General features: G+C 44.6%; 20 protein-coding genes. 4 read left to right on the top strand and 16 right to left on the bottom strand.

Features of this window, described 5'->3' with window-relative positions; translation table 11 throughout:
- Positions 1-80: 80 nt before the first annotated feature.
- From BAU14_RS12150 to dnaA, 15 genes are all read right to left on the bottom strand, one after another.
- Positions 81-1,373, bottom strand: coding sequence for an adenylosuccinate synthase (locus tag BAU14_RS12150; protein ID WP_161900378.1), 1,293 nt, complete (start codon positions 1,371-1,373; stop codon positions 81-83).
- Between the two features lie 173 nt (positions 1,374-1,546).
- A complete protein-coding gene (locus tag BAU14_RS12155) occupies positions 1,547-2,683 on the bottom strand; it encodes a DUF3810 domain-containing protein (RefSeq protein ID WP_161900379.1) in 1,137 nt (378 codons plus the stop codon).
- Between the two features lie 128 nt (positions 2,684-2,811).
- Complete coding sequence (gene dnaB, locus BAU14_RS12160; RefSeq protein WP_161900380.1) at positions 2,812-4,197, bottom strand: replicative DNA helicase; 1,386 nt, start codon at positions 4,195-4,197, stop codon at positions 2,812-2,814.
- 402 nt (positions 4,198-4,599) lie between these two features.
- Positions 4,600-5,052, bottom strand: a complete 453-nt coding sequence (gene rplI / locus BAU14_RS12165; protein WP_161900381.1) for a 50S ribosomal protein L9 — start codon at positions 5,050-5,052, stop codon at positions 4,600-4,602.
- Positions 5,049-7,004, bottom strand: coding sequence for a DHH family phosphoesterase (locus BAU14_RS12170; protein ID WP_161900382.1), 1,956 nt, complete (start codon positions 7,002-7,004; stop codon positions 5,049-5,051). The genes rplI and BAU14_RS12170 overlap by 4 nt, the downstream gene beginning before the upstream one ends.
- A gap of 259 nt (positions 7,005-7,263) precedes the next feature.
- A complete protein-coding gene (rpsR, locus tag BAU14_RS12175) occupies positions 7,264-7,500 on the bottom strand; it encodes a 30S ribosomal protein S18 (protein ID WP_161900383.1) in 237 nt (78 codons plus the stop codon).
- Between the two features lie 27 nt (positions 7,501-7,527).
- Complete coding sequence (gene ssb / locus BAU14_RS12180) at positions 7,528-8,085, bottom strand: single-stranded DNA-binding protein (protein WP_161900434.1); 558 nt, start codon at positions 8,083-8,085, stop codon at positions 7,528-7,530.
- Between the two features lie 59 nt (positions 8,086-8,144).
- Complete coding sequence (rpsF, locus tag BAU14_RS12185) at positions 8,145-8,444, bottom strand: 30S ribosomal protein S6 (RefSeq protein ID WP_161900384.1); 300 nt, start codon at positions 8,442-8,444, stop codon at positions 8,145-8,147.
- Positions 8,445-8,726: 282 nt separating this feature from the next.
- Positions 8,727-9,938, bottom strand: coding sequence for a tyrosine--tRNA ligase (gene tyrS, locus BAU14_RS12190; RefSeq protein WP_161900385.1), 1,212 nt, complete (start codon positions 9,936-9,938; stop codon positions 8,727-8,729).
- A 940-nt stretch (positions 9,939-10,878) separates the two neighbouring features.
- Entirely contained in the window at positions 10,879-13,359 is a 2,481-nt protein-coding gene (gene gyrA, locus BAU14_RS12195) for a DNA gyrase subunit A (protein WP_161900386.1), read from the bottom strand.
- A gap of 16 nt (positions 13,360-13,375) precedes the next feature.
- A complete protein-coding gene (gyrB, locus tag BAU14_RS12200; RefSeq protein ID WP_161900387.1) occupies positions 13,376-15,325 on the bottom strand; it encodes a DNA topoisomerase (ATP-hydrolyzing) subunit B in 1,950 nt (649 codons plus the stop codon).
- 169 nt (positions 15,326-15,494) lie between these two features.
- Complete coding sequence (gene recF, locus BAU14_RS12205; protein WP_161900388.1) at positions 15,495-16,631, bottom strand: DNA replication/repair protein RecF; 1,137 nt, start codon at positions 16,629-16,631, stop codon at positions 15,495-15,497.
- Complete coding sequence (gene yaaA, locus BAU14_RS12210; protein WP_161900389.1) at positions 16,618-16,863, bottom strand: S4 domain-containing protein YaaA; 246 nt, start codon at positions 16,861-16,863, stop codon at positions 16,618-16,620. The genes recF and yaaA overlap by 14 nt, the downstream gene beginning before the upstream one ends.
- Before the next feature lie 511 nt (positions 16,864-17,374).
- Positions 17,375-18,505 carry a DNA polymerase III subunit beta gene (gene dnaN, locus BAU14_RS12215; protein WP_161900390.1) on the bottom strand — a complete coding sequence of 377 codons (1,131 nt, stop codon included), beginning with the start codon at positions 18,503-18,505 and terminating at the stop codon, positions 17,375-17,377.
- Positions 18,506-18,866: 361 nt separating this feature from the next.
- Positions 18,867-20,201, bottom strand: a complete 1,335-nt coding sequence (dnaA, locus tag BAU14_RS12220) for a chromosomal replication initiator protein DnaA (protein WP_161900391.1) — start codon at positions 20,199-20,201, stop codon at positions 18,867-18,869.
- Positions 20,202-20,972: 771 nt separating this feature from the next.
- Here dnaA and rpmH point away from each other — a divergent pair.
- The 4 genes from rpmH to jag all read left to right on the top strand — a co-directional run bounded on the left by rpmH (position 20,973) and on the right by jag (position 23,548).
- Positions 20,973-21,107 carry a 50S ribosomal protein L34 gene (rpmH, locus tag BAU14_RS12225; protein WP_010766794.1) on the top strand — a complete coding sequence of 45 codons (135 nt, stop codon included), beginning with the start codon at positions 20,973-20,975 and terminating at the stop codon, positions 21,105-21,107.
- A gap of 279 nt (positions 21,108-21,386) precedes the next feature.
- Complete coding sequence (gene rnpA / locus BAU14_RS12230; RefSeq protein ID WP_161900392.1) at positions 21,387-21,731, top strand: ribonuclease P protein component; 345 nt, start codon at positions 21,387-21,389, stop codon at positions 21,729-21,731.
- A 20-nt stretch (positions 21,732-21,751) separates the two neighbouring features.
- On the top strand, positions 21,752-22,579 hold the full coding sequence (locus BAU14_RS12235; RefSeq protein WP_161900393.1) for a YidC/Oxa1 family membrane protein insertase: 828 nt from the start codon (positions 21,752-21,754) through the stop codon (positions 22,577-22,579).
- 201 nt (positions 22,580-22,780) lie between these two features.
- On the top strand, positions 22,781-23,548 hold the full coding sequence (gene jag / locus BAU14_RS12240; protein WP_161900394.1) for an RNA-binding cell elongation regulator Jag/EloR: 768 nt from the start codon (positions 22,781-22,783) through the stop codon (positions 23,546-23,548).
- A gap of 495 nt (positions 23,549-24,043) precedes the next feature.
- Here jag and BAU14_RS12245 read toward each other — a convergent pair whose 3' ends face one another.
- Entirely contained in the window at positions 24,044-24,397 is a 354-nt protein-coding gene (locus tag BAU14_RS12245; protein ID WP_161900395.1) for a heavy metal-binding domain-containing protein, read from the bottom strand.
- Between the last annotated feature and the right edge of the window lie 332 nt (positions 24,398-24,729).

Raw genomic sequence — 24,729 nt, forward strand, 5'->3', positions numbered from 1 at the left:
ACGATAGCTTGCTCTTCGATTGTCAAAAAAAACCGCTGGCAGCTTGCCAGCGGTTCGTTCATTTGCCTAGTGATTGGTTCTTAGATTTGTGCCCAAACACTTTCCAAAATATTGGTTTGGTTACGGTCAGGTCCTACTGAAAACGTCGAAATGCGCACGCCAACCAATTCAGAGACACGACGGACATAGTTACGGGCATTTTCCGGCAATTCTGCCAAAGTTTTGCACTGGGTGATATCTTCTGACCAGCCTGGAAGCTCTTCATACACCGGTTTGCAGCGGTTTAATTCCTTCAAGCTAGCCGGGTAATGATAAATCAATTCGCCGTCCAATTCGTAAGCGGTACAGATTTTGACTGTTTCCAATCCGCTCAAAACGTCGATGGAGTTCAGACACAGATTGGTGATCCCGGAAACGCGTTTGGAATGACGCATTACTACCGTATCAAACCAGCCGACACGACGAGGCCGTCCCGTAGTTGTACCGTATTCCCGACCGATTTCACGAATCTGATTGCCCACTTCATCAAACAATTCTGTCGGAAAAGGACCATCCCCTACACGAGAAGTATAGGCTTTGCAGACACCCACAACTTTATTAATCTTGGAAGGTCCGACACCAGATCCGATGGTCACACCACCAGCTACAGGGTTCGAAGAGGTTACAAATGGATAAGTTCCTTGATCGATATCCAACATGACCCCTTGCGCCCCTTCAAATAAGACCCGTTTGCCGGCATCCAATGCGTCATTCAAGATAACAGAAGTATCCGTTACATATTGTTTAATCTGTTGGCCGTATGCGTAGTATTCTTCAAAAATATCATCAAAATCGATAGCTTCAGAATCGAACATCTTCACGAATTGACGGTTCTTTTCTTCCAAATTGATCTTCAAGCGTTCTTCAAAGATCTCTTTATCCAATAAATCAGCAATCCGGATACCCACACGAGCAGCTTTATCCATATAGGCAGGGCCGATACCTTTGATAGTCGTCCCAATTTTGTTGTCGCCTTTTGCATCTTCTTGCAGTTGGTCCAACTTGATATGATACGGCAAAATGACGTGCGCCCGATCTGAAATCCGTAAATTGTCAGTATTGACGTTGTGCTCTTTCAAATAAGCCAATTCTTGTACCAGTGATTTCGGATTGACTACCACGCCGTTTCCGATCACGCTAATTTTTTCTTTATAAAAGATACCGGATGGAATCAAATGCAGTTTGTAGGTCACGCCGTCGAATTTGATGGTGTGGCCGGCATTGTCTCCGCCTTGGTAACGGGCAATTACTTCAGCATTTTCACTCAAGAAATCCGTGATTTTACCTTTTCCTTCATCGCCCCATTGTGTTCCAACAACTACTACCGATGACATATCAGCACCTCATTTAATTTTATTAAATCCAGAACTATTGTAACAGCCAAGCCCCATTTATTCAACGAATTATCGAATAATTCAAATTTGAAGAAAGCTTAAACCAGTAAAACACGAACATTAATTTGTTTTCGACTCAAATACTGCTGTCAGTCAGCTACTAATTAGCCCCCTCACTTGCCTTTGATTGTCTGCAGATAATGGTTCACTACCAGATCCACTATCCCGCCATAAGTAGCCACTCCGGCAGTTTGTCCTTGAGCTTTTAGATAGCTATCATTGACCTTTTGGTTCCAATCGGAAATGACGCCTTCATACTGTTGCCAAAATGCAACCCCGGCTTTGATATCCACCTTCGCCTGTCTGTTCAATCGGGCCTGCTCTGCTTGATACGCCGCAGGATCTGCTCGTCGCAGGCGATTTGTGACGTATTGCCACGCAGTCAGATTTCCGCTGTAAGCAAATTCCTCATACGGTGACGCACGACAAGCCAGAAAAGCAATAAAATTGGCTTCATCTTCTGACATAAATCCCTGAAAATGAGCCAGCTCATGACAAGCTGTAAACGGCTGGTCATACGTGGGCATACCGCTGTTGATATTGGCCTCAGCAGTGAAAGGAACATAAATTCCTGATAACTGTTGATAGGACAACAATTGTGGCAATAGTAGTCCTTTAGCAGGCGGATAGTTACCCGCCAAAGCTTCATAACGTTTTCCAGCAGCTGTCATAGTTTTTGACGCCATTTTGCGGTAATCACTGGAAAGTTGCAGCCGTCCGCCATCAGCTCTTGTCACCTGTGCAGCTGTTCGATTGACCTCACCTGTCAGCCAATGAGCGGTGGCAACCAAATCTTCTTTCTGGTAACGACTTTGTGGCATCTTGGACAAGGTAAGAAAAGACGCCCGCTGGTAATTGATGCCACAACCGAACGTATACAAGAATAAAAGCAGCGCTGCCACTAGATACACGCCTGACAACCAGTTGAGAATCGCACTGCTCTCCTTATTTTTGAAACGCCGCCATAAACATCTGATAAGCGTCCAAATCAAGATAAAAAGTCCCACATAAAGCCCGATTTCCGCGACTGAAAAAGGGACTACGCCGCTTAGTCCGCCTATGATTTTGCGAAAATAAGGATAGAGTTGTTGGGCATACCATTCCCCACTGCCGGCTATTTGTCGAGAAATCACCAACAATCCGCCACTGACTGCCAGTAGCAAGGTGCCCACTAACAATCGTTGCTGCCCTCTATTCCCTGAATACGACTTGTGACTGGCGGTTATCTGTCCATACTTGTCTCTTTTCATCTTTGCCTCCTTTTTGCTTCATTGGAGATAAATACAAAAAGACCACAGCTAAAGTGGTCTTTTTGCGGAAAGTCAGCATGGCTCTTACACTGTTTTTACTTATGAAAAGCAGGGAAAGAACCTGTCTGCTAACCAAATTGAGGTACCTCATCGTCTCGTAACGAAATAGAAGTAAACTTGTTGTATTCTTTAATAAACATCAGTTCAACCGTTCCTCGGGCACCACTTCGGTTTTTTTCGATGATAACTTCTATGATATTTTCTCGTGAAGCATCTACCGGGTTTTCATCAGGATCGTCGGTTTCTCGTTGGTAATAGTCATCACGATACAAGAAGGCCACAATATCGGCATCCTGCTCGATAGATCCAGATTCCCGGATATCACTCATCACCGGTCGTTTGTCCTGACGCTGTTCCACACCTCGAGAAAGCTGGGACAATGCGATAACCGGTACCTTCAGCTCTTTAGCCAGTTTTTTCAACTGACGGGAGATTTCAGAGACTTCTTGTTGCCGATTTTCCCGACCAGTTCCTTCAATCAGCTGCAGATAATCGATCAAAATTAATCCCAAGTTTCGTTTTTCCTGTGCCAAACGGCGGCATTGGGCCCGAATCTCAGAAACTTTGATCCCCGGCGTATCATTGATATAGACGCTGGCTTTGGAAAGACTGCCCATGGCAATCACCAGATTACTCCACTCCTCGTCTGTCAGCTGACCAGTCTTCAAATGGCTGGCGTCAATCAAGCCTTCTGCACACAGCATCCGTTTTACCAGTGATTCCGAATCCATTTCCAGACTGAAAATAGCTACAGAAGAGTCAGTCTTCGTGCCGATATTTTGAGCGATATTCAGTGCAAACGCCGTCTTCCCGACAGCTGGACGAGCAGCTAAGATAATCAGCTCACCGGCTTGCAGTCCTGCAGTCATCTTGTCCAGCGCTGGGTAGCCGGTAGGGATCCCAGTGATGCTTTCATCAGACTGAGCCAATAAATCAATATTTTTAAACGTCTGCTGCAACACATCTTCAATTGCTTGGAAGCCGCCACTATTACGATTTTCAGCTACTTCCAGGATCGTCCGCTCGGCATTTTCCACAATTGAAGAAACATCTTCATCCTGTTGGAAACCGCTAGTCGCGATTTGATTCGCAGCATGAATCAGTGCCCGCAAGACCGATTTATCTTTTACAATCTTCGCATAAAAAGACAGACTGCCCGCATAAGGAGTGATCTGGCTAAGCTCTACCAAATAACTGATGCCACCGACGTCTTCCAGGCCATTTGCCTTTTCTAATTCTGCCTTGAGGGTGACCACATCAATAGCCTCGCCTCGATCAAATAACGCCACCATCGCTGAAAAAATCAGCTGATGCCGCCGCTGATAAAAATCCGGTGCCTCAAGGACTTCCATCGCATTGTTAATCTCCTCGGGATCGAGAAAGATTGCCCCTAATACAGCCTGTTCTGCTTGTATATCTTGAGGGGGCATGCGATCTTGCCAAACTTCATCCATGGTCTTTTTCCTCCTGATTCGTCTCTTTATTCTACAAGAATTCACCTTTGAATACAACGCAGGACCCAGAGGCAAAGTGTAAGATTATGTAAAGTAGATTCGTCGTTTTCTTGCTAGTTCCGCATTGTCTCACAGAAGCTTCAGCAAGCTGCCAAAACAAAGCAGCAGGCTGAATAATTCCAGAGAGCACAATGCTGATTTTCATAGCAGTAAAACGCGTCTTACCTTCCAGCTTAATTCCCATTTGAGCGGTTTAACAACGAAAAGACAAGCAGCTTCCACGGGTTCTCATGGAAGTTACTTGTCTTTTGCTCGTGACTCACGTTTGGAAATCTTCGCTTTAAAGGAGGGTGACAAGAGGATTGTCGCCGCCTCAAATCGAGTAAACTACTGTCACTGGTATTATTCCGCTACTACATGAACATTTAAGGTTGCTGTCACATCCGTATGAAGCTTTGCAGGTACTTTTGTATACCCCAATGTGCGAATCGGATTTGGCAAGTCTAGTTTTCGCTTATCGATCTTCACCTTGTATTGTTTTTGTAGTGCATCAGCAATTTGCTTAGAAGGAATTGAGCCGAACAAACGACCATCTTCACCGGCTTTGGCTTTTAATTCCACGACGGTATCTTCTTTTTCCAAGACTGCTTTTAGTTCCTGAGCCTCTTTCAAGATCTCAGCATCGTGTTTCTCCTGAGCTTTTTTCTGCCCCTTCAAAACAGCAACATTTTCTTTATTTGCTTCTTTTGCTAAGTTATTTTTTAGTAAAAAATTCTGTGCATAACCAGTTGGGACTTCTTTGACTTCCCCTTTTTTACCTTTACCTTTAACATCTTGTAAGAATATGACTTTCATGATTGTGCCCCCTCTTGTTTTAACACGTTCTGTACCTCATTATAAAGCATCTCTTTGACTTCGTGTAGTGTTTTATCCTTGATCTGAGTAGCAGCATTCGTGAAATGACCACCACCACCCAGAGCCTCCATTACCAGTTGGACGTTGATTTTTCCAGAGCTGCGAGCACTGATTGCGACTAACTGATCCTCACGAGTCGTCAGGACAAAGGATGCCTCCACACCGTTCATGGAGAGCAGCGTGTCCGCCGTTTTAGCCGCTGTCACATTGTCATAGACCTTGCCAGGATCCCCGCAAGCAATCACGATATTAGGAGTAATAAACTCACTTTTAGCAACGAGCTCACTGATTTCCAGAAAAGAGGTCAAATCAGAGCTAAGCAGATACTGAATCAGATCCGTATTGGCCCCATTTGATTTCAAATAGCTGGATATATCAAACGTCCGCGGACTAGTGCGAACCACGAAATTTTTTGTATCGACAAAAATTCCTGCCAACAACAGGGTAGCTGTAAACTTATCCAACTGTTTATTGGCATGACTTTCATATTGTATCAATTCCGCCACAAGCTCTGACGCTGATGAGGCAGAAGATTCAATATAAGTCAGCAGTGGTTTCGATGGGAACTCTTCCCCACGGCGATGATGATCGATGATTGCCACCTGCTCGAATTTATCATAAAGATCCTGCGAAATAGACATGGAGGGTTTATGGTAGTCCACCATTACCAACAGACTGCCGGGTTTCACCAAAGCCATCGCGTTCTCAACAGTAATCAGCTTTTTCTCCATTTCAGGATGCTGATGGATTTCTGTCAAACAACGCTCCACATCCGGTATTAATTCCCGCTCGTTGATCACTACATAGCTTTCTTTGCCCTGAAAGTCGGCCAGACAGGAAACACCGAAAGCCGAGCCAATAGCGTCCATATCAGGAAAACGATGCCCCATGACAAAGATCTGATCGGCTTCTTGAAAAATTTTTTTCAACGCTGTACTCATAGCCCTGGAGCGAACACGCGTTCTCTTCGCGGTACTGGTCGTGGTTCCTCCGTAGAATTTTGGTTTAGCAGCTTCATCAACATCCTTCAAGACTACCTGATCACCACCACGAACCAATGCAATATCCAAGTTGTTCTGCGCAGTATCCCCGATACGCTCAAGCGTGTCATCGCCGTACGCAATTCCCATGCTAATCGTCAAGGCAAAGTTCTGATCTTCAGCCGCTTTTCGCAACCGTTCGACGATAGAAAAGTTATCTTGCTCCATTCGGATGATATCTTCCAGCCTAGACGTGAAAAAATAACGTTCAGCATTCAATCGTTTATAATAGATGCGGTACTCGTCTCCCCAGTCAGAGATGAAAGTCGTCACAAAGGAATTCAAATAGGAAACTTCTTTATCATCCATCTGATCAATGACATCATCATAATTATCAATAGAAATGAAGCCAATCGCCGCCTGTTGTTCCCGTTGCCTTTGGATGGCAGCTACCTCTTGAGAAATATTCTCCACAAAGATGATTCGTTTATCAAAGTCGATACGATAACGAAGGTTTGAATCCTTCATCGTAATACTGCCGGTTTCCCGCTGCGCCTTTATAGCTGGCTGTAGCTGCTCAGCCCACAACTGATCACCATACTTTTCCTGTAATGCAATCGCTTTATCATTCAGCCAGCGGATATGATTTTGCTCGTCATACATATACAGTGGATAGGGTGCCAGTTTTGAAAGATACTCTGAATTCGTCTCTGCCAGATCAGCCGCCTGATTGATTCGCTCTTTCTCGCTCATCTGTAAAAAACGTCGTACCTCCCGATATAAACCATAAATACAAAAAGCAGCAATCACTGCTAATAAAACCAACAACCAACGCCACGGGATCAACAGGATACACAGGACCTGGATCAATGTCATCAGGACCAGTATTTGAACAAAACGTTTCTGATTCATCCCATACTCCTTTCCCAACAAAAAGTCTCCGGAAATTTTCGGATACTCACTTCACTTTATTATCATCCAGTCAGGCTATACGTCCGACACTTTATTTTATCATAACAGCTGAATTTTAGCGATACAGCGCTGTTTCGACTACCTTACATTCCAAATTAGCTGCCAGTGAGTGTTTCACGTGAAACATTTATTAATTAGTATACAACAAAAAAGCTTTCGATGAACTGCAAGTACAGAACATCGAAAGCTTGATTACATCTTATTCTTCGCCTACGAACGGCAACAGACCCATGATACGAGCCCGTTTGATAGCGATAGTCAATTTACGTTGATTTTTCGCACCGGTACCAGTTACACGACGTGGTAAAATTTTCCCACGTTCACTGATAAAGCGTTTAAGCAATTCAATATCTTTGTAATCGATATATTCGATATGGTTAGCTGCGATATAGTCAACTTTACGACGTTTACGTCCGCCTCTACGTTGTTGTGCCATTTAAATTCCCTCCTGTCAATTTACCTGTTAAAATGGTAGATCATCGTCGGAAATGTCGATAGACGTTCCAGAATTGCTGAATGGATCAGCAGTATCCCGATCGAAATTCGGCATCCCGTTGAATGGTTGAGAAGATTGGTTTTGATTTTGTTCGAATGAGTTGCCAGTGTTTTGTCCGCTATTGTAACTGTTGGAAGAACCAAAGTTACCAGCACTGCTGTTGTTATTATAACCGCTACCAGGTTGTTGACGCTGCTCGGATTGTTGACGAGACTCCAACAATTGGAAGTTATCGGCTACTACTTCAGTGACATACACACGTTGACCTTGTTGATTTTCATAATTACGCGTTTGGATCCGCCCAGTCACGCCTAGCAAGGTACCTTTTTTAGCATAATTTGCCAGTGTTTCTGCGGGTTTACGCCAAATCACACAGTTGATGAAATCAGCTTCCCGATCACCGTTTTGGTTGGTGAAATTACGATTGACGGCTAATGTGAAGGTTGCTACTGCAGCTCCATTACCAGTAAATCGCAAATCAGGATCTTTGGTCAGACGACCGACTAAGACGACATTGTTAATCAAAAGGTTCACGCTCCTCTCCTCATCGTCAAAAATGTTTCACGTGAAACATTTCGGATGAATTATGCTTCTTCCTTGATAATCATGTGACGAAGAATATCGTCGTTGATTTTTGCCAAACGGTCAAATTCATTGATCGCAGCAGCAGTTGATGGAGAAGTAACTTTGACGATGTGGTAGATACCTTCACGGAATCCGTTCATTTCATACGCTAAGCGGCGCTTTTCCCAATCTTTTGATTCAACGACTTCAGCACCGTTGTCTTTCAAGATTGCATCGAAACGTTCGATCAAAGCAGCTTTTGCTTCCTCATCAATGTTTGGACGAATGATGTACATAACTTCATATTTCGTGTTTTCCATTGATTTTCACCTCCCTATGGACTTTGGCCCTCAGCTTGTCTGAGAGCAGAGAGAGCTGTCTTTTCAGACTACTCACAAAGTAAAAGTATACAGGAAATCATCCCATAAATCAAGCTTTTTATTGCTTACTTCTAGAATAAAAGCTTCCAAATATTTGACAGGAGGGCGGTCAACCATCCCGACTCCTCCAACAACAATTACGCAAACAAAGTAAAATTTCTGCTGAGAAAGCTTTCAATTGTCATTGGCTTTAATCAGAGGCAATACATAAAAAGAGAGCGCTCAGATCAGACGAATAAACCGCTTTTTACCTAGACGTATGATATCACCGCGAGTAACTTGTGTTTCTTCAAAAAGTGCTATAGAAAGCTTGGCGCCATTCAACTGCACGCCGCCTTGCTCCACTAGTCGACGAAACGCACTCCGGCTGGTGAGCTCTCCTGCTTCTACCAGCAACGAAGCCAGCCCAGTCAGGCTGCTAATTTCCCCAAGACTTACTTCCGGCATAGTTTCAGGAATCCCGTCTCTTTGGAAAACGGTAATGAACTCCTGCTTTGCTTGTAGTGCGACGTCTTTTCCGTGGTACAGCCCGGTGATTTCAGTAGCTAAGATCAACTTGATATCCCGTGGATTTTCCCCTGTCTCCAGCCGTTTTTGTAATGCTGTTATTTCTGAAGGCAGCAGATCTGTAGCTAACAAAAAGTATTTAAGCAGCAATGAATCCGGAACTTCCATCACCTTTTTGAACATGACAAACGGCGCCTCAGCTACCCCGATGTAATTTCCCAATGATTTACTCATCTTTTCAACACCATCCAGCCCTTCTAGTAAAGGCATAAAAATGGTTACCTGCTTTTCTTTATTAAAATGTTTTTGTAGGTGCCGTCCCATTAAGAGATTGAATGTCTGATCAGTTCCGCCAATCTCGATATCTGCTTCAATAGCTAGTGAATCATACGCTTGCATCAAGGGGTAAAAGAATTCATGTAGACCGATGGGGATTTGATTTTGGTAGCGGCGGGCAAAATCATCCCGCTCTAGCATTCGAGCTACGGAAATCGTCTGTGCCAAGGCCAACGTGTCACTAAAATCCAGTTGCGATAGCCACTCACTATTGAATCGTACCGCAGTTTTTTCAGGATCTAGAATCTGCGTTAGCTGTGCTACATAGGTCTTGGCATTTTGTTTGACTTGCTCTTCTGAAAGCTGATTCCGCCCTTTGCTGCGACCAGAGGGATCCCCGATTTTACCGGTAAAATCCCCGATAATGATCACTGCCTGATGTCCGAGATCCTGCATCTGCTTAATTTTGCGTAAGACTACGGCGTGGCCTAAGTGAATATCCGGCGCCGTGGGATCCAGCCCTAATTTGATCACCAACGGCTTATTTTCAGCGGCAGATTTTAACAATTTTTTTCGTAACTCATCTTCTGAGACGATTTCAGCGGCACCTTTTTTAATGATTGCTAGCTGCTGGTCAATTGTGTACTTCATAAACTCACTTCATCCTTTCTTCTTGTTGTTATCGTCAAAAAAAACGCCCTTTGGCTATATAGCCAAAGGACGTTTACACGCGTTACCACCTTTTTTCGAGTCCTGCTTACGCAAAAGACTCCTCAACCAAGTACCAACATACTTGTGCATTGTTAACGGATGCAACTCCGATCCGGTCTACTTGATTCCACCGGCAGCTCAGGACTGTATTCCCATCTGCTGTGTCCGCGCCTCTCACCACCCGGCTACTCTCTGAAGAACATCTGCAAAGGTACTCGTTTCCCTCATCGCTTCTACCTCTTAAATTAAAGCTATTCTACAACGGAAAACACGGAGCTGTCAATCAAACAACCATCATTCCCCAGAAGAATCCTCTCCATACCTGCTCGTAAAACAACAAATCGCCAGCTTCTAAGCACACAACTGGGGCCAATTTGAACAAGCTGGCGAAAAAGACTTCCGCTGCTAAAACTTATCCACTGTGGAAAACTTTTAGAACAGCCTTCTTTACTTTTCAACAATCGTCAATCGTCGCCTTCAGCCAGTTTCTTTACCGTTAAGTTTTCCACAGCTAAAACTATCAAATCTTGTCTAGGCTTAGCTGCAAGCTGGTCTGTTCAGCTTCCCAAAAAGGAGCTTGTGACCTCCATCATTTCTAGATGATAAACGCCGCAGGTTTCAACAACTAAGTAAGAGAATCTATGTTAGTAAATAGTTGCCATAGTCTTTAGAGGCAACATTGTCCTGCGTATAGGAGAAGCACAGACTGCCCTTGATTTCATCCCTGTTAGTCTGTGTTTGAAATTTTCAACAGCGAAAAAAGAAGGCACTTCCACCGTTTTTAGTGGAAATGCCTTCTCTTTTGCTTGTAGCTCACGTTTGCTATTTTTTCCTTTACAAGATGGTGACTAGACTTTTGTCATAGCTCCCGTAATGATTCTTATGCGTCTTGTTCGGGTGTTTCAATTGCTTCAGTTTCTTGATCTTCGGCTTCTTCTGGTTCGATAACTGCCATGGTAACGACTTTTGCATCGTCTTCCATCCGCATTAAGCGAACACCCAGCGTTGCTCGACCAGTTTGTGAGACACCTTCCACGTTGAAGCGGATAATGACACCTTTGTCAGTGATGACCATGATGTCTTCCGTGCCGTCCACCGTCGTTAAGCCCGCCAATGGACCGTTTTTAGCAGTGATATTGGCAGTTTTGATCCCTTTACCACCACGGCCCTTGATCGGATATTCCGCTCCGGAAGTACGTTTACCGTAGCCATTTTCGGTAATTACTAACACTTCTTTGTCGTCACTCAAAGTGGCAACACCGACTACATAATCTTCGTCACGAAGGCGGATTCCTCGCACACCGGCTGCTGTTCGACCCATATCTCGAACAACTTCTTCTTTAAAGGTCACAGAATAGCCGCTGTGGGTCCCGATGATGATTGTAGAATCACCAGCTGTTTCCAGAACGCTGACCAGTTCGTCGCCCTCTTTAAGTCCGATTGCGATCAAACCGTTGCTGCGAATGTTAGAAAAGGCATCGACTGACGTCCGTTTGACAATTCCTAATCGAGTGGTGAAGAAGAGGTAACGACCGGATTCTGGGCCGCCATTGACAGCGATAATCGTTTGGATCTTCTCGTTGGAATCAATCCCCAGCAAATTAATGACTGGAATTCCTTTGGCAGCACGGCCATATTCAGGAATCTCGTAACCTTTTGCTTTGTAGACTTTTCCCATATTGGTAAAGAAGAGGAGTGTATCGTGGGTCGAGCAAGATACCAGTGTCTTCACGAAGTCTTCATCGTGGACCCCCATCCCCTGAACGCCTCGGCCACCGCGGCGTTGCGCACGAAACTCGCTGTTGGCTACGCGTTTGATATAGCCGTTGTTGGTCAATGTGATAACTACTTCGTCTTCTTCAATCAAATCTTCATCTTCCAAACTCAATACTTCGCCTACCAGAAGTTCTGTCCGACGATTGTCACCAAAGCGATTAGCGACGTCTTTCAGTTCAGTAATGATGATTTCTCGTACCCGTTCTGGACGAGCCAAAATATCTTTCAAGTCTTCAATGAGTTTCAGTAATTCCTGATATTCCGCTTCAATCTTGTCTCGTTCCAAACCGGTCAGACGGCGCAAACGCATATCCAAAATGGCTTGTGCCTGACGATCGGAGAGTTTGAAGCGTTCCATCATAGTATTTTTAGCTTCGTCATCGGTTTTGGATCCGCGAATGATGGCGATAATTTCATCAATGTGATCCAAAGCAATCCGCAGACCTTCCAAAATGTGGGCCCGTGCTTCGGCCTTGTCTTTGTCAAATTGCGTCCGGCGAGTGATGACTTCTTCTTGGTGCTCGACGTAGTTTACGAGGATTTCTTTCAAGCTGAGAATCTTCGGTACACCTTTTTCGATGGCCAACATGTTGAAGCCAAAAGAAGTCTGCAGTGCAGTCATTTTATACAAGTTATTTAAAATAACAGAAGCACTAACGTCTCTTCGGACATCGATAACAATCCGCATGCCTTCCCGAGATGATTCATCCCGCAAATCAGTGATTCCTTCGATCCGCTTGTCCCGGTGCAGCTCAGAAATGCGTTCGATCAACTTGGCTTTATTCACCATATAAGGCAGTTCGGTGACTAAAATTCGCTCTTTTCCGTTAGGCATCTCCGTGATTTCCACTTTTGCCCGAACAGTAATCGATCCCTTACCAGTTTCATACGCCCGGCGGATACCAGATTTACCCATGACTAAACCGCCAGTAGGAAAGTCCGGCCCAGGCAAGACTTCCATCAACTCATTGGTGGTTACCTCAGGATCATCCATCAGCAATTCAATAGCTGCTGTAACTTCTCTTAAGTTATGGGGTGGAATATTGGTAGCCATACCGACGGCGATCCCGGTAGTTCCGTTCACCAACAGGTTCGGGAAACGAGCCGGCAAAACTTCCGGTTCTTTTTCGGAATCATCATAGTTACTGATGAAATCAACCGTATTTTTATTGATGTCCCGCAACATTTCCATTGCCAGTTTACTCATACGGGCTTCGGTATACCGCATCGCAGCAGCTCCGTCACCATCCACTGAACCAAAGTTCCCATGGCCGTCTACCAGCATATAGCGGTAGCTGAAGGGTTGCGCCATCCGCACCATTGACTCATAGATGGCACTGTCGCCGTGGGGGTGATACTTACCCATGACATCCCCGACAATCCGGGCTGATTTTTTATGAGGCTTGTCCGGCGTTACACCCAATTCGTTCATTCCGTATAAAATCCGGCGGTGAACCGGCTTCAATCCATCACGCACATCTGGCAAGGCCCGCGCCACGATGACACTCATCGCATAATCGATGAAGGAGGTCTTCATTTCACTGGTCAGGTTGACGTTTTGGATATTTTCTTTATGATCTTCCACAGTTCATTCTCCCTCCTTAAATGTCTAAATTCTTGACGTAATGTGCATTTTCTTCGATAAAGTTTCGACGTGGTTCCACTCGGTCGCCCATCAACATTTCAAAAACCTGGTCGGCTTCGATTGCATCTTCAACAGATACCCGCAGCATCAGGCGATTTTCTGGATCCATCGTTGTTTCCCACAGTTGATGATCGTCCATTTCCCCCAGCCCTTTATAACGCTGAATGCTTGGCTTCGGTGTGGCTGGCAGTGCATCAATAGTTGCTTGCAGGCGTTCTTCTGCATCTTTGCCGGGTTGGACATAAGTGATATTTTTCCCTTGTTTCACCCCATACAAAGGCGGCTGAGCGATGTAAACGTAACCGGCTTCTACGATAGGACGCATATACCGATAAAACAGGGTCAAAAGCAGGGTTCGAATATGGGCACCATCGACATCGGCATCGGTCATGATAACCAGTTTATGATAACGAGCTTTCGAAACATCAAAATCAGCACCGAAGCCCGTTCCCATCGCAGTAAACAAGGAACGGATTTCTTCGTTGGCCAAAATCTTGTCCATGCTCGCTTTTTCTACGTTCAAAATCTTCCCGCGGATTGGCAGGATTGCTTGAAATTCGCGGTTACGTCCTTGCTTAGCAGAACCACCGGCTGAATCTCCTTCGACGATAAACAATTCGCATTTTTCTGGATCGTTTGAAGAACAGTCCGCTAATTTCCCTGGCAGATTGCTGATCTCCAGTGTTCCCTTACGCCGAGTCATCTCACGGGCACGTTTTGCGGCCATCCGAGCTTTTGAAGCGATGATTCCTTTGTCGATAATTTGACGACCGACTGTTGGATTTTCCATCAAGAATTTCATAAAGTGTTCTGAAAACAGACGATCGACGACTGTCCGGACTTCCGAATTTCCCAGTTTAGTCTTCGTTTGTCCCTCAAACTGCGGATCTGGGTGTTTGATTGAAATAACTGCTGTCAGGCCTTCCCGCACATCTTCACCGGAGAGGTTTTCGTCATTTTCTTTCATCAGCTTTTGGCGTCGGGCGTAGTCGTTGATTACCCGGGTCAGAGCTGTTTTAAAGCCGGATTCATGGGTTCCGCCTTCATAGGTATGAATATTGTTAGCAAAGCTTAAAATATTGGTGTGGTAGCTGTTGGTGTATTGCATGGATACTTCCACAGCGATATCTTGCTGCTCATCTTCCAGATAGATTGGTTCAGGAAAGAGTACGTCTTTGCCTTTATTCAAATGCTCAACGTAGCTCTTGATTCCGCCTTCGTAATGATATTCTCTCAGGACTGGTTCTTCGCTGCGCCGATCTTCAATCGAAATGCGCAACCCGCGATTCAAAAAGGCCAGCTCCCGCACCCGAGTTGACAATTTATCGAAGTTAAATTCCACGGTTTCAGTAAAGATTTCCGGATCGGGAATAAAGTGAACGGTGGTTCCGTGAAGTTCTGTCTCACCGACGACTTTCAAATCATCTACAACTGCCCCACGACGGTATTCTTGGTAATAGATTTTGCCATCTTTATAAACTTTGACGTCCAAACTAGTGGAAAGGGCGTTAACAACGGATGAACCCACCCCATGCAGACCCCCGGAAACTTTGTATCCGCCACCGCCAAATTTACCGCCGGCATGTAAAACGGTAAACACTGTTTCAACAGCTGGCCGCCCCGTTTTGGCTTGGATGTCCACGGGAATTCCTCGGCCGTCATCCACGACGGTGATACTATTGTCTGGCTCCACAATAACTTCAATCTTGGTAGCAAAGCCGGCCAACGCTTCATCAATCGAGTTGTCGACAATTTCCCAAACCAAGTGATGGAGACCTTCGCCGCTAGTGGAACCAATATACATACCAGGACGTTTACGCACCGCTTCCAAGCCTTCTAAGACCTGGATCTGGCTGGCATCATAAGCCTTGGCAAGTTCCTGTTTGTTCTTTTCTTCTTCTGTCATTAACGAAAAGCTCCTTTCTGTCTGAAACGCAGCGGCGAGACACAAAAATGGTCCAGCGGCGGGCAATCCCGTTCATTTTTTACAAAACTGCCAGCTTGCTGCAAGATCAGGGAAAACTTTAACGGCTGTTGCCTGCCACTAAAGTCGATTTATCTAAATAAAAAGGGATCTATAGCTGATCCGTTGAAGCTGCTTCTTTGGTGATATGTCCTTGTGTTACATAATAGATGGCGGGTTCTACCGTCATCTTATTTTTGACATGCTCCAAGGTGGTAGTGGTTAAAAAGGTCTGAACTTTACCTTCGATGGTTTCCAAAAGATGAAGCTGACGAGAATCATCCAATTCGCTCATCACGTCATCTAAAAGCAAAATGGGAAATTCCCCTGTCTCTTCTTTCATCAGATCAATCTCTGCCAGTTTGACACTCAATGCGGTGGTTCGCTGCTGCCCTTGGGAACCATAGGTCTGAACATCCTTGCCATTGATAGCAAAACTGAGGTCATCTCGGTGCGGCCCCACCTGTGTACTCATCCGAAAACGTTCCTTCTCACGACTTTTCAGCAGTGCGGCTGTGAATGCGTCACTGATGGCCGTCAGATCAGCTGCCTCGTCAAAGGCAATGGAAGACACATATTTCAGCGTCAAATGTTCCTTTTCCCGGCTAATCTTTTGGTGAAGAGCATTGGCCCAGTATTCCAGCCGTTTTACAAAACGCTGACGGGCAAACAAAACCTTGGCTCCAAAGGACACCAACTGCTCATCAAGGATTTCCAGATAAACAGGATCCGGCTTTTTATCACCGGCAGTCTGCTTGAGGTATTGATTGCGCTGCTTTAAAACCCCTTGGTACTGCACCAGATCATACAGATAGATGGGATCAATCTGGCCAATCTCCATGTCTAAGAACTTTCGCCGGATTTGAGGAGTACCCTTCACCAGAGAAAGATCCTCCGGCGCAAACAAGATTACGTTCATCTGACCCACATAGCTGGAAAGCTTTTTTTGCTCGATGTGGTTCACCTTCGTCTTGCGGCCTTTTTTAGTAAGGGTAATCTCCAACGGCACAGTGGCTCCCCGCTTGGTCAGGTCCCCTTTGAGATAGGCATGATCTTGATCAAAACGAATCAGCTCTTGCTCGTTGGTGGTGCGGTGGCTGCGGGTCATGGCCAACACATAGATGCTTTCCAGAACATTGGTCTTTCCCTGCGCATTTTCTCCAAGAAAAATCGTGATATTTTTGTCGAAGGTCAAAGACAGCTCCTCGTAATTGCGGAAATTCCGCAGGTAGAGGTCATTCAGCCGCATCGTCGGGATCCTTTTTCGCCATAAAAAAAGTACCTTCATCAGGTATCTCGATCATCATCCCCGGGTACAGCTTGCGGCCACGGCGATTTTCCGGCTCACCGTCTACCATCACAGTTGTCTCTGCCAAATACCATTTGGCTTGTCCGCCACTGGAGATGACATTAACCTCTTTCAGGACTTGTCCCAGCGTCATATATTCGCTGGTTTCGTCCAGATAGATCTTTTCTTTCATTTTCAGCCCTCGTTTCACTCTAAACACCATAAAACAGATACCCATATTATACCTTTTTTTAAGGGGAAAAACAAATTTCTCCGGATATTTTTCACTCTCAGAAGACTTGTATATTTTCGATAAAAAATATCCTCCAGCAAAAAAATCGCTGAAAATCGATTTTAAGGACCTTTTCGGCGAGATTCCAATTTTTTCTCTCTTTCAGCAACTTATTTTTATTTTCATGAAACTTGTCAGGACAGCAGAAAGAACAACAGTTTTTCCGGCTGTTGCAATTTTCAGCTTTTTCCCAGCTGTCAAAGGCAGCTTGGCACAGATCAGAAACGTGATATAGCCCGCAGAAGCCGGCATACTTCTGTGACTGTTAATGTGAAGTCAATTTGCCAAGGTTACAAGAACTTTTCGCTGCTTAAATCACTATAGCCAAATAAAAACGGCAGCCTCAAAAGAGAACTGCCGCTTTCTTAAGTTTGTGGGACATTTAACCAATTTTTTACTGAACTGAGGCTGTTTAGTTGGTTCGCACAGGTGTGATCAATTGGATAAATTCACCTTGGCCTTCTGTTGGTTCCAAGGTAAATGGCCGAATCGGCGAAATGAACTTGATGGTAATACTCATATCACCAAAAGCCCGCAGTGCCGCTTTCATGTAGTCCGGATTAAAGGAGATCGTCAACGGTTCGCCGGTTACTTTTTCGTAATTCAGGGCTTCTTCTACTTTACCGACTTCCGGAGAGTTTCCGTACAACATCACGCTGTCGTCGGAAATCGACAGGCGGACGATATTGTTGCGACCTTCATGAGATAGCAAAGATGCCCGTTCAATGGCTGCCAAAAAGTCCCGCACACCAAATTCGATTTCGGTGTTGAAGCTGGTCGGGATCAAACGATTGGTATCGGGGTAATTGCCTTCTAACAAGCGAGAGTAAAACAGCATGTTCTTAGTTTTGAAAAGAACCTGGTTTTCCATAATGCTGATTTCCACTTCTTCTTCCTCATCGGCAAAAGAACGAGACAACTCGATTAGACTCTTGCCGGGAATGACGATATTGAACTCGCTGGCTTCTGCTTCAATAGGAATGAGTCGCTGACTGAGTCGGTGGGAGTCGGTAGCCACAGCCAACAGCTTTTGATTTTCTAAAATAAAGTGAACACCTGTCAAAATTGGGCGGCTTTCATGCGCTGAAACAGCAAAAACAGTTTCACTAACCAACTGGTTCAGCATCTGAACAGACAATTTCATTTGATTGCGTCGTTCCACAATAGGCAGATGAGGATAATTGTCAGGATCCAAGCCGTTGACAATGAAGTTGGCTTTACCGGAAGTGATAGCCACTTGGTTATTTTCCATGACTTCCATGGTGAAGGTATCTTCTGGCAGTTTGCGGACGATTTCTGAGAAGAAACGGGCTTGTAAAACGATGGCGCCCGTTGATTCGATCTGCATCTGGGCTTTTTCATTGCTGCTTTCTAAAAAAGTTTCGATGGAGATATCAGCGTTGCTGCCGGTCATGGTCAGTCCGCTGTCTTTCAGTTCGATTTTAACCCCAGTCAAGATGGGAATAGTCGTTTTGCTTGAAATGGCCCGTTGCACGGTTGCCAATTCTTGAATAAAGACGGATCGGTTGAGGGTAACTTTCATGTTGGGGAACACTCCTTTTAATTGTAATGGTCAACGGATTTTTTTAGCTGCGTTTGTTTGAAATACACAGGTGTTCAATCATTAGCAAATTGCTTTTTGAAGAGCGCAGCGGCTATTACTTGCTCGTATTCAACGAAGGGTAGCTGCTTACTGATTTTAGTTGATTTAAGGGAAAAAGTAATAGAAGCAGTAGGCTCTGTTTAAACAGTGGATAACTCAGCTTAAGCCGTGCTAGTTCACCGTTTTCCACTGTGGATAAGTTGTGGATAAATTTTATGGTTTTTAAAAGGTTATCCACACGGCAACTATCAGTGATAATTTGTCTTCAATGGATTTGATCAAGTTTTTGGCTGCTGACTGCTTAGTTGAAGAGGAGATTTTTGATCTCTGCGACTTCATTTTGAGTCGTAGCATCTGACTGCAACAGTTGTTGGATCTTTTCATGGGCATGGATCACAGTCGTATGGTCTTTGCCGCCAAAATCAGCGCCGATTTTCGGTAATGAATTGTCAGTTAGTTCCCGTGAGAGATACATGGCAATCTGTCGAGGAACAACGATGCTTTTCACACGTTTTTTGCCTTTGAGATCTTTCAGAGAAATGTGGTAATACTTGGCGACTTCTTCTTGAATCTGCAAGATTGTCAATTGGGCAGAACCATTGCTGCTCTTTAGTGCTTTCAAGGATTCGGCGGCCAAACTGGTAGTGATATCGGCATTGTTCATGGTGGCAAAGGCTTGTACTCGCACCAAGGCCCCTTCCAGTTCCCGAATATTGGAATCAATCTGGCCAGCGATGTAGCTGAGGGTATCATCTGGGATCTCTAAGCGTTCTGCTTCCGCTTTTTTGCGCAAGATAGCGATACGAGTCTCCAGATCCGGTGGTGTGATGTCGACAGATAACCCCCAGGCAAAGCGCGAAACCAGTCGCTCCGGCAATGTTGGGATCTCAGAAGGCAGGCGATCACTAGTGAGCACGATCTGCTTGTTGTTTTTGTACAGTTCTTCAAAGGTATAGAAGAACTCGTTTTGTGTTTCGACTTTGTTTTCCAAAAACTGAATATCATCGACTAAAAGTAAATCGACGCTGCGGTATTCTTGGCGAAACTTGTCCATTTCATTGTTCTTAATAGAAGTAATGAAATCATTGGTGAAGTTTTCGCTGCTGACATATTTGATTTTGGCTTTGGGATTGTTGGTCAGCAGTTGATGGCCGATGGCGTGCATCAAGTGGGTTTTCCCTAGACCAACACCCCCGTAAAAGAACAGTGGGTTGTAGATGGATCCGGGTTCTTCAGCAACAACCAGCGCCGCCGCATGGGCCATCTGGTTGCCTTTCCCAATGACAAAGGTGTCAAAGGTGTATTTGGGATTCAAAACAGAGTTTGTGGCATCCTCTTCGATCACTTCAGCAGTCGGTGGTGTCTGTGGGGCTGCTGTCAGCGACTCATCGCCTTCAACGACCAATTTGGGAATAATCTCCCGCTCAAACAGGCGGTAACTGTTTTCCAAAAATTTAGTCATGATATTGCGTTCCCAGTAATTTTTATGAATCGGGCTGGGAACCTGGATGAGAAGCTGATCGTTGTTTAACGAAAGAGGGATCACCGGATGGACCCAAGTATTATAACTGGTTTCGCTGAGGTCATGTTGCAACCCCTCCAGTATCTTCGGCCAAACCGTCTCGAGAGTCGACATGGCTGTCCTCCTTTATTGAAATAAAAATGATGGCTTCGGCTGCAAAGACGAAACGAATTAGTGGTTGATCAGTGCATTTTTTACAAAAGAAAAACAGGAACTGCGAGTTTTGGCGACACCAAAGCTCACGATACGACAGGTACAGACAAGCAGGGTTGGCTGCAGACGTCGGATCGAGTCCCTTAAGTCTTTTTTAAGTGTACCCCTAATTTAGCACGTTCATCGAAAGTTTTCCACAGATTCAGCTAAAAAACCGGCGAAGAAAAAGTGAGAAGTAAATTGTCCACAAGTTAAATAAGCTGTGGATAAAGAGATACACAGCAAGGAAAAAAGTTATCAACAAGATAAAAAAATCTGTGGACATTTCGACTGCTAAAAAAAGAAATCCACAGATAGCTGGGAGAAATTCTACTTGATATCTAGGAGTTTATAGGAGTTATCCACGGAAAAATGTATCCTTGTTGAAAACTTTTATACAGGAGGGGGATTTGTGGAAAACCTCGGAAAAACTCTGTGGGAGCTAAAAACGCACAAAAATCATTATCCACAGATATGCACAACTAAAAAATTCTGAAATGTGGATAAGTTTTTTGAAAATGGAACTGAAGGCAGAAGCCCTCAGTCAGGAAATTTCTGTGGAAAACTAAAAGACAGTGAAAATGATCGAGGCCATTCCACCAAAAATTTATTGACAAATGTCTGGTGGACTCGGTATACTATCAAAGTATGTCTGTAGTGATAGAACAATGACTCTCTTGGAGGTGGACAATAATGAAAAGAACTTATCAACCAAACAAACGCAAACGCCAAAAAGTTCACGGTTTCCGTAAACGTATGAGCACTAAAAACGGACGTCGCGTGTTAGCTTCACGTCGTCTTAAAGGACGTAAAGTCTTATCTGCCTAAGCCACTGGGGTCCAGTGGTTTTTTTTTGCCCAAAAATCAGCTGCTGCTAAAAGTCTTGTTTTTGGTGGCGGCTGATTTTTTAGTTCTTTTTTGGCAACTCTCTTTGCCAGCAGGGTGTGATTGAATCGAAAAATATGCAGGCAGCTGGAGGAATGGCAACTTAATTTTGGTGGGAACTGATGGGACGGGGAATTTTTAATTTTTAAGGTGAAGTTTGAGGGGCTTCTATGGTATTATTGGAAAGTGAGTAAACGATTTTAGAAGAAATGAAGGATCACCATGAGAAAGGCTTATCGCGTCAAATCAGAGCGGGATTTTCAAAAAGTATTTAAAAAAGGCGAATCCTGCGCCAATCGGAAGTTTGTGGTTTACCGTTTGGCAAAACCGGGACAAGCTCATTTTCGTGTGGGACTGTCTGTCGGTAAAAAGGTAGGAAACGCTGTGGAGCGCAACCGGGTCAAGCGGATGCTGCGGGCCAGCCTGTTTGCATTGAAAGATCAGATCGATCCGGAAATCGACTTTATCGTGATTGCGCGACCGTCTGTGAAAGATTGCGACTCAAAAGCAGTCATGAGCAATCTGATCCACGTCTTGAAACTCGCAAAAATTATTGATAATTCATAAGTAGAAGGGATTTTTGTCCAGTGAAAAACAAAAAACGCATTCTTTTGCTGGCGGGAATGTTGGCTATGGTCTTCGTTTTGTCCGCCTGCGGAACCGGAGAGGTCAATGCAAACAGTACCGGATTTTGGGATCGGTACATCGTTTATAACTTTGCCCAAGCGATCAAAGCCCTGTCGTTTGGCAATGCCGGAATCGGTATCATCCTCTTTACGTTGATTATCCGGGTCATCTTATTGCCGCTGATGCACTTTCAAAACAAGAGCATGCGCAAGACCCAAGAACTTCAACCACAACTAAAAGAGCTGCAACAAAAATATGCTTCCCGAGATGCAGAGACACAACAACGTCTGCGGGACGAACAACAACGACTATATGCAGAACATGGTGTGAATCCTTACGCCGGCTGTCTGCCGATGCTTGTTCAGATGCCAATCTTGATGGCACTGTGGCAATCCATTCAACGGACTCCAAGCTTGACCAACGGAAAATTCCTGTGGTTGGAACTGGGACATCCGGATCCATTTTTCATCTTGCCGGTTTTGGCGGCACTGTTCACCTTTGCCAGCACCTATCTGTCGAGTATGAGTCAATTGGAATCCAATGCCAGCATGAAGATTATGAACTTCGCGATGCCGATTATGATTTTGCTGATGGGTATCAACTTAGCCAGTGGTCTGTCACTGTACTGGGTAGTCTCCAATGCTTTCCAAGTTGTACAAACTCTGCTGATCAACAATCCTTTCAAGATTCGTCGCGAAAGAGAAGAAGTTGCCAGACAGCAACGAGAAAAAGAACGGGCGCTGCAAAAAGCATTGAACCCGAAGAAAAAACGCAACAAAAAACGCTAAATACAATGATTCAGAAAATCCGCTATCTGCGAGGATGGCGGATTTTCCCGCTTATTGATCCTTTTTTGGCAGCAATGGCCGGCAAAGTCTGATTTTTACTTAGGGAAAATAAGCCAAAAACGATGGGAAATGGTATCATGGAGTATCGAGTAATCTGATTTTTCATTGAAAAATCATGAAGAGATATAGGAGGTTGTAAGTATGCCGATTTATGAAGGGGCAACAGTGCAAGAAGCAATCCAAAAAGGGCTGTCAGCGCTGAGTATTGCCAAAGATGAAGCTGTAATTGAAGTGGTAGAAGAAGCCAAAAAGGGTTTTCTGGGGATGGGCAAAAAAAACGCCCGCGTTTCAGTTGAGCCCAGCGTCGCAGAAGAAATCAGCGAAGCGGTAGAAGAGGTTGTGGCTGACGTTACTGCCGAAGACCAAGTGACACCAGTCGTTGAACTGGAGCTTGAAGAGGTTACAGTGCCGGAGGAAGATAGCCGGCAAGTTTTGTCGGAATTGGAGGATGAAGCGGCTCTGACACAGTTGGCGCTGTATCTGACCAATATCAGCAATGAGCTGAAGGCACCGGCATTGGTGAAAATGAAACGAGAAGACGGTCTGATTGTTTTCCAATTGGATACGCAAAAGCAGGGGATTTTAATCGGTAAGCACGGTAAAATGCTGAATGCCCTGCAATATTTGGCACAGGTTTTCATCCACCGTGTAGCCAAAAATAAACTTTCAGTAGTGGTGAATGTCGGTGATTACCGACAAAAACGTCAAGCTATCTTAGAACGTTTGGCAGAACGAACTGCTGAGAAAGTCAAACGCACCGGACGTCCGGTCTTTTTGGAACCGATGCCGGCCTTTGAACGCAAACAAATCCATTCCGTTTTGAGTAAAGATGATGCTGTTCAGACGCATTCTGAAGGGGACGAGCCCTATCGTTACTTGGTAGTGGAACCTGCGAAAAGATATTATTGAGATCAAAAGAGTTTGTGACAAGCCTCTGATCAGCTTTTTTTGAACGCAAGCATTACCAAAGTAAGTTAGCAAAAGACCAGCAGCTTCCGCTAAAAAACGGTGGAAACTGCTGGTCTTTTCATTTGTACAAGCCTTGAAAAACAAGGGAATGTCTGCGTGAATAATTTCAATAAAAATACTGATATACCAACGTTTTTAAGCTTTGATAACCCTTGTTTCCCGCAAAAATACGTTGACATCTACCGGGAATCACAGTATATTCTAGTAGAAATCATTCTTATCGAAGGAAAGACGCCAGAGTAGTCGAAACTTTGATAGAGAGCCCTCTGTTGCCAGCCATACAACAGAGGGTTTTTTGTTGTAAAAATAGGCAGCCTTCTGCCAGCGGGAAGGGCTATTGTCTAAAAGAGCATCAACTGGCTGATGCTCTATGACAACAAAAGACACCAGCCATCCTAGTCAAAACAAGGAAGGCTGGTGCAATCGTTGAAGAAATCAACCACCAATTGTGGATTGGATAAATTGGACGACAGTGCCATATGCGAAGATCTCCAAGCAAGTTTTGCCTTCAACCGTCACGTGGGCGTGATCGAAATGGCAGTTGATGACGGCGTTGGCTCCATATGCGTGGGCCATTCGTTGCAATTTCAATTTGATACCTGCCAAAGATTCATTGGGATCGACGGCCTGATCAAAAAGATCGGTTTCGAATTTTTCCGCCACAAAGATGACGTCTCGTACCACATAGCTACGATTGATATTGCCAGTGGAGAGGATGACCTCCTTGATTCGTTGATTTTCTTCTTTTGTCCCGTCAGACTTGTCGTTTCTATCGTTGAAAATACTCATGATACCTGCTCCCTTCCAATTGTACTGGGGAATCTTTCCAAAGCTTGTGGGCAAAACTAGTTATTTATGACAGCTGCTGCTTCAAAAAGGATTTATGCTTTTGCAAGGCGTTTGTCTAGCATGGTTTTTCCCCGTCTCACTTATGATTTTACCGTTTTTTGATTCTTTAAGTAAAGGTAAAACCCCCTGAATCTGTAAAAAGCAGTCTTGCACCGGTTTTGAAATTGTGCTAAATTAATGAAGAATTTAAATAGAAGACAAGCAGTGAAAGTGCTAAGTCGAGCCGTTTGGCAGAAAGTTTTGGAGAATGAAACTTTTTTTGCCCACCGTGT

Source organism: Candidatus Enterococcus leclercqii (assembly GCF_009933135.1).
GTDB classification, from domain to species: Bacteria; Bacillota; Bacilli; order Lactobacillales; family Enterococcaceae; genus Enterococcus_C; species Enterococcus_C leclercqii.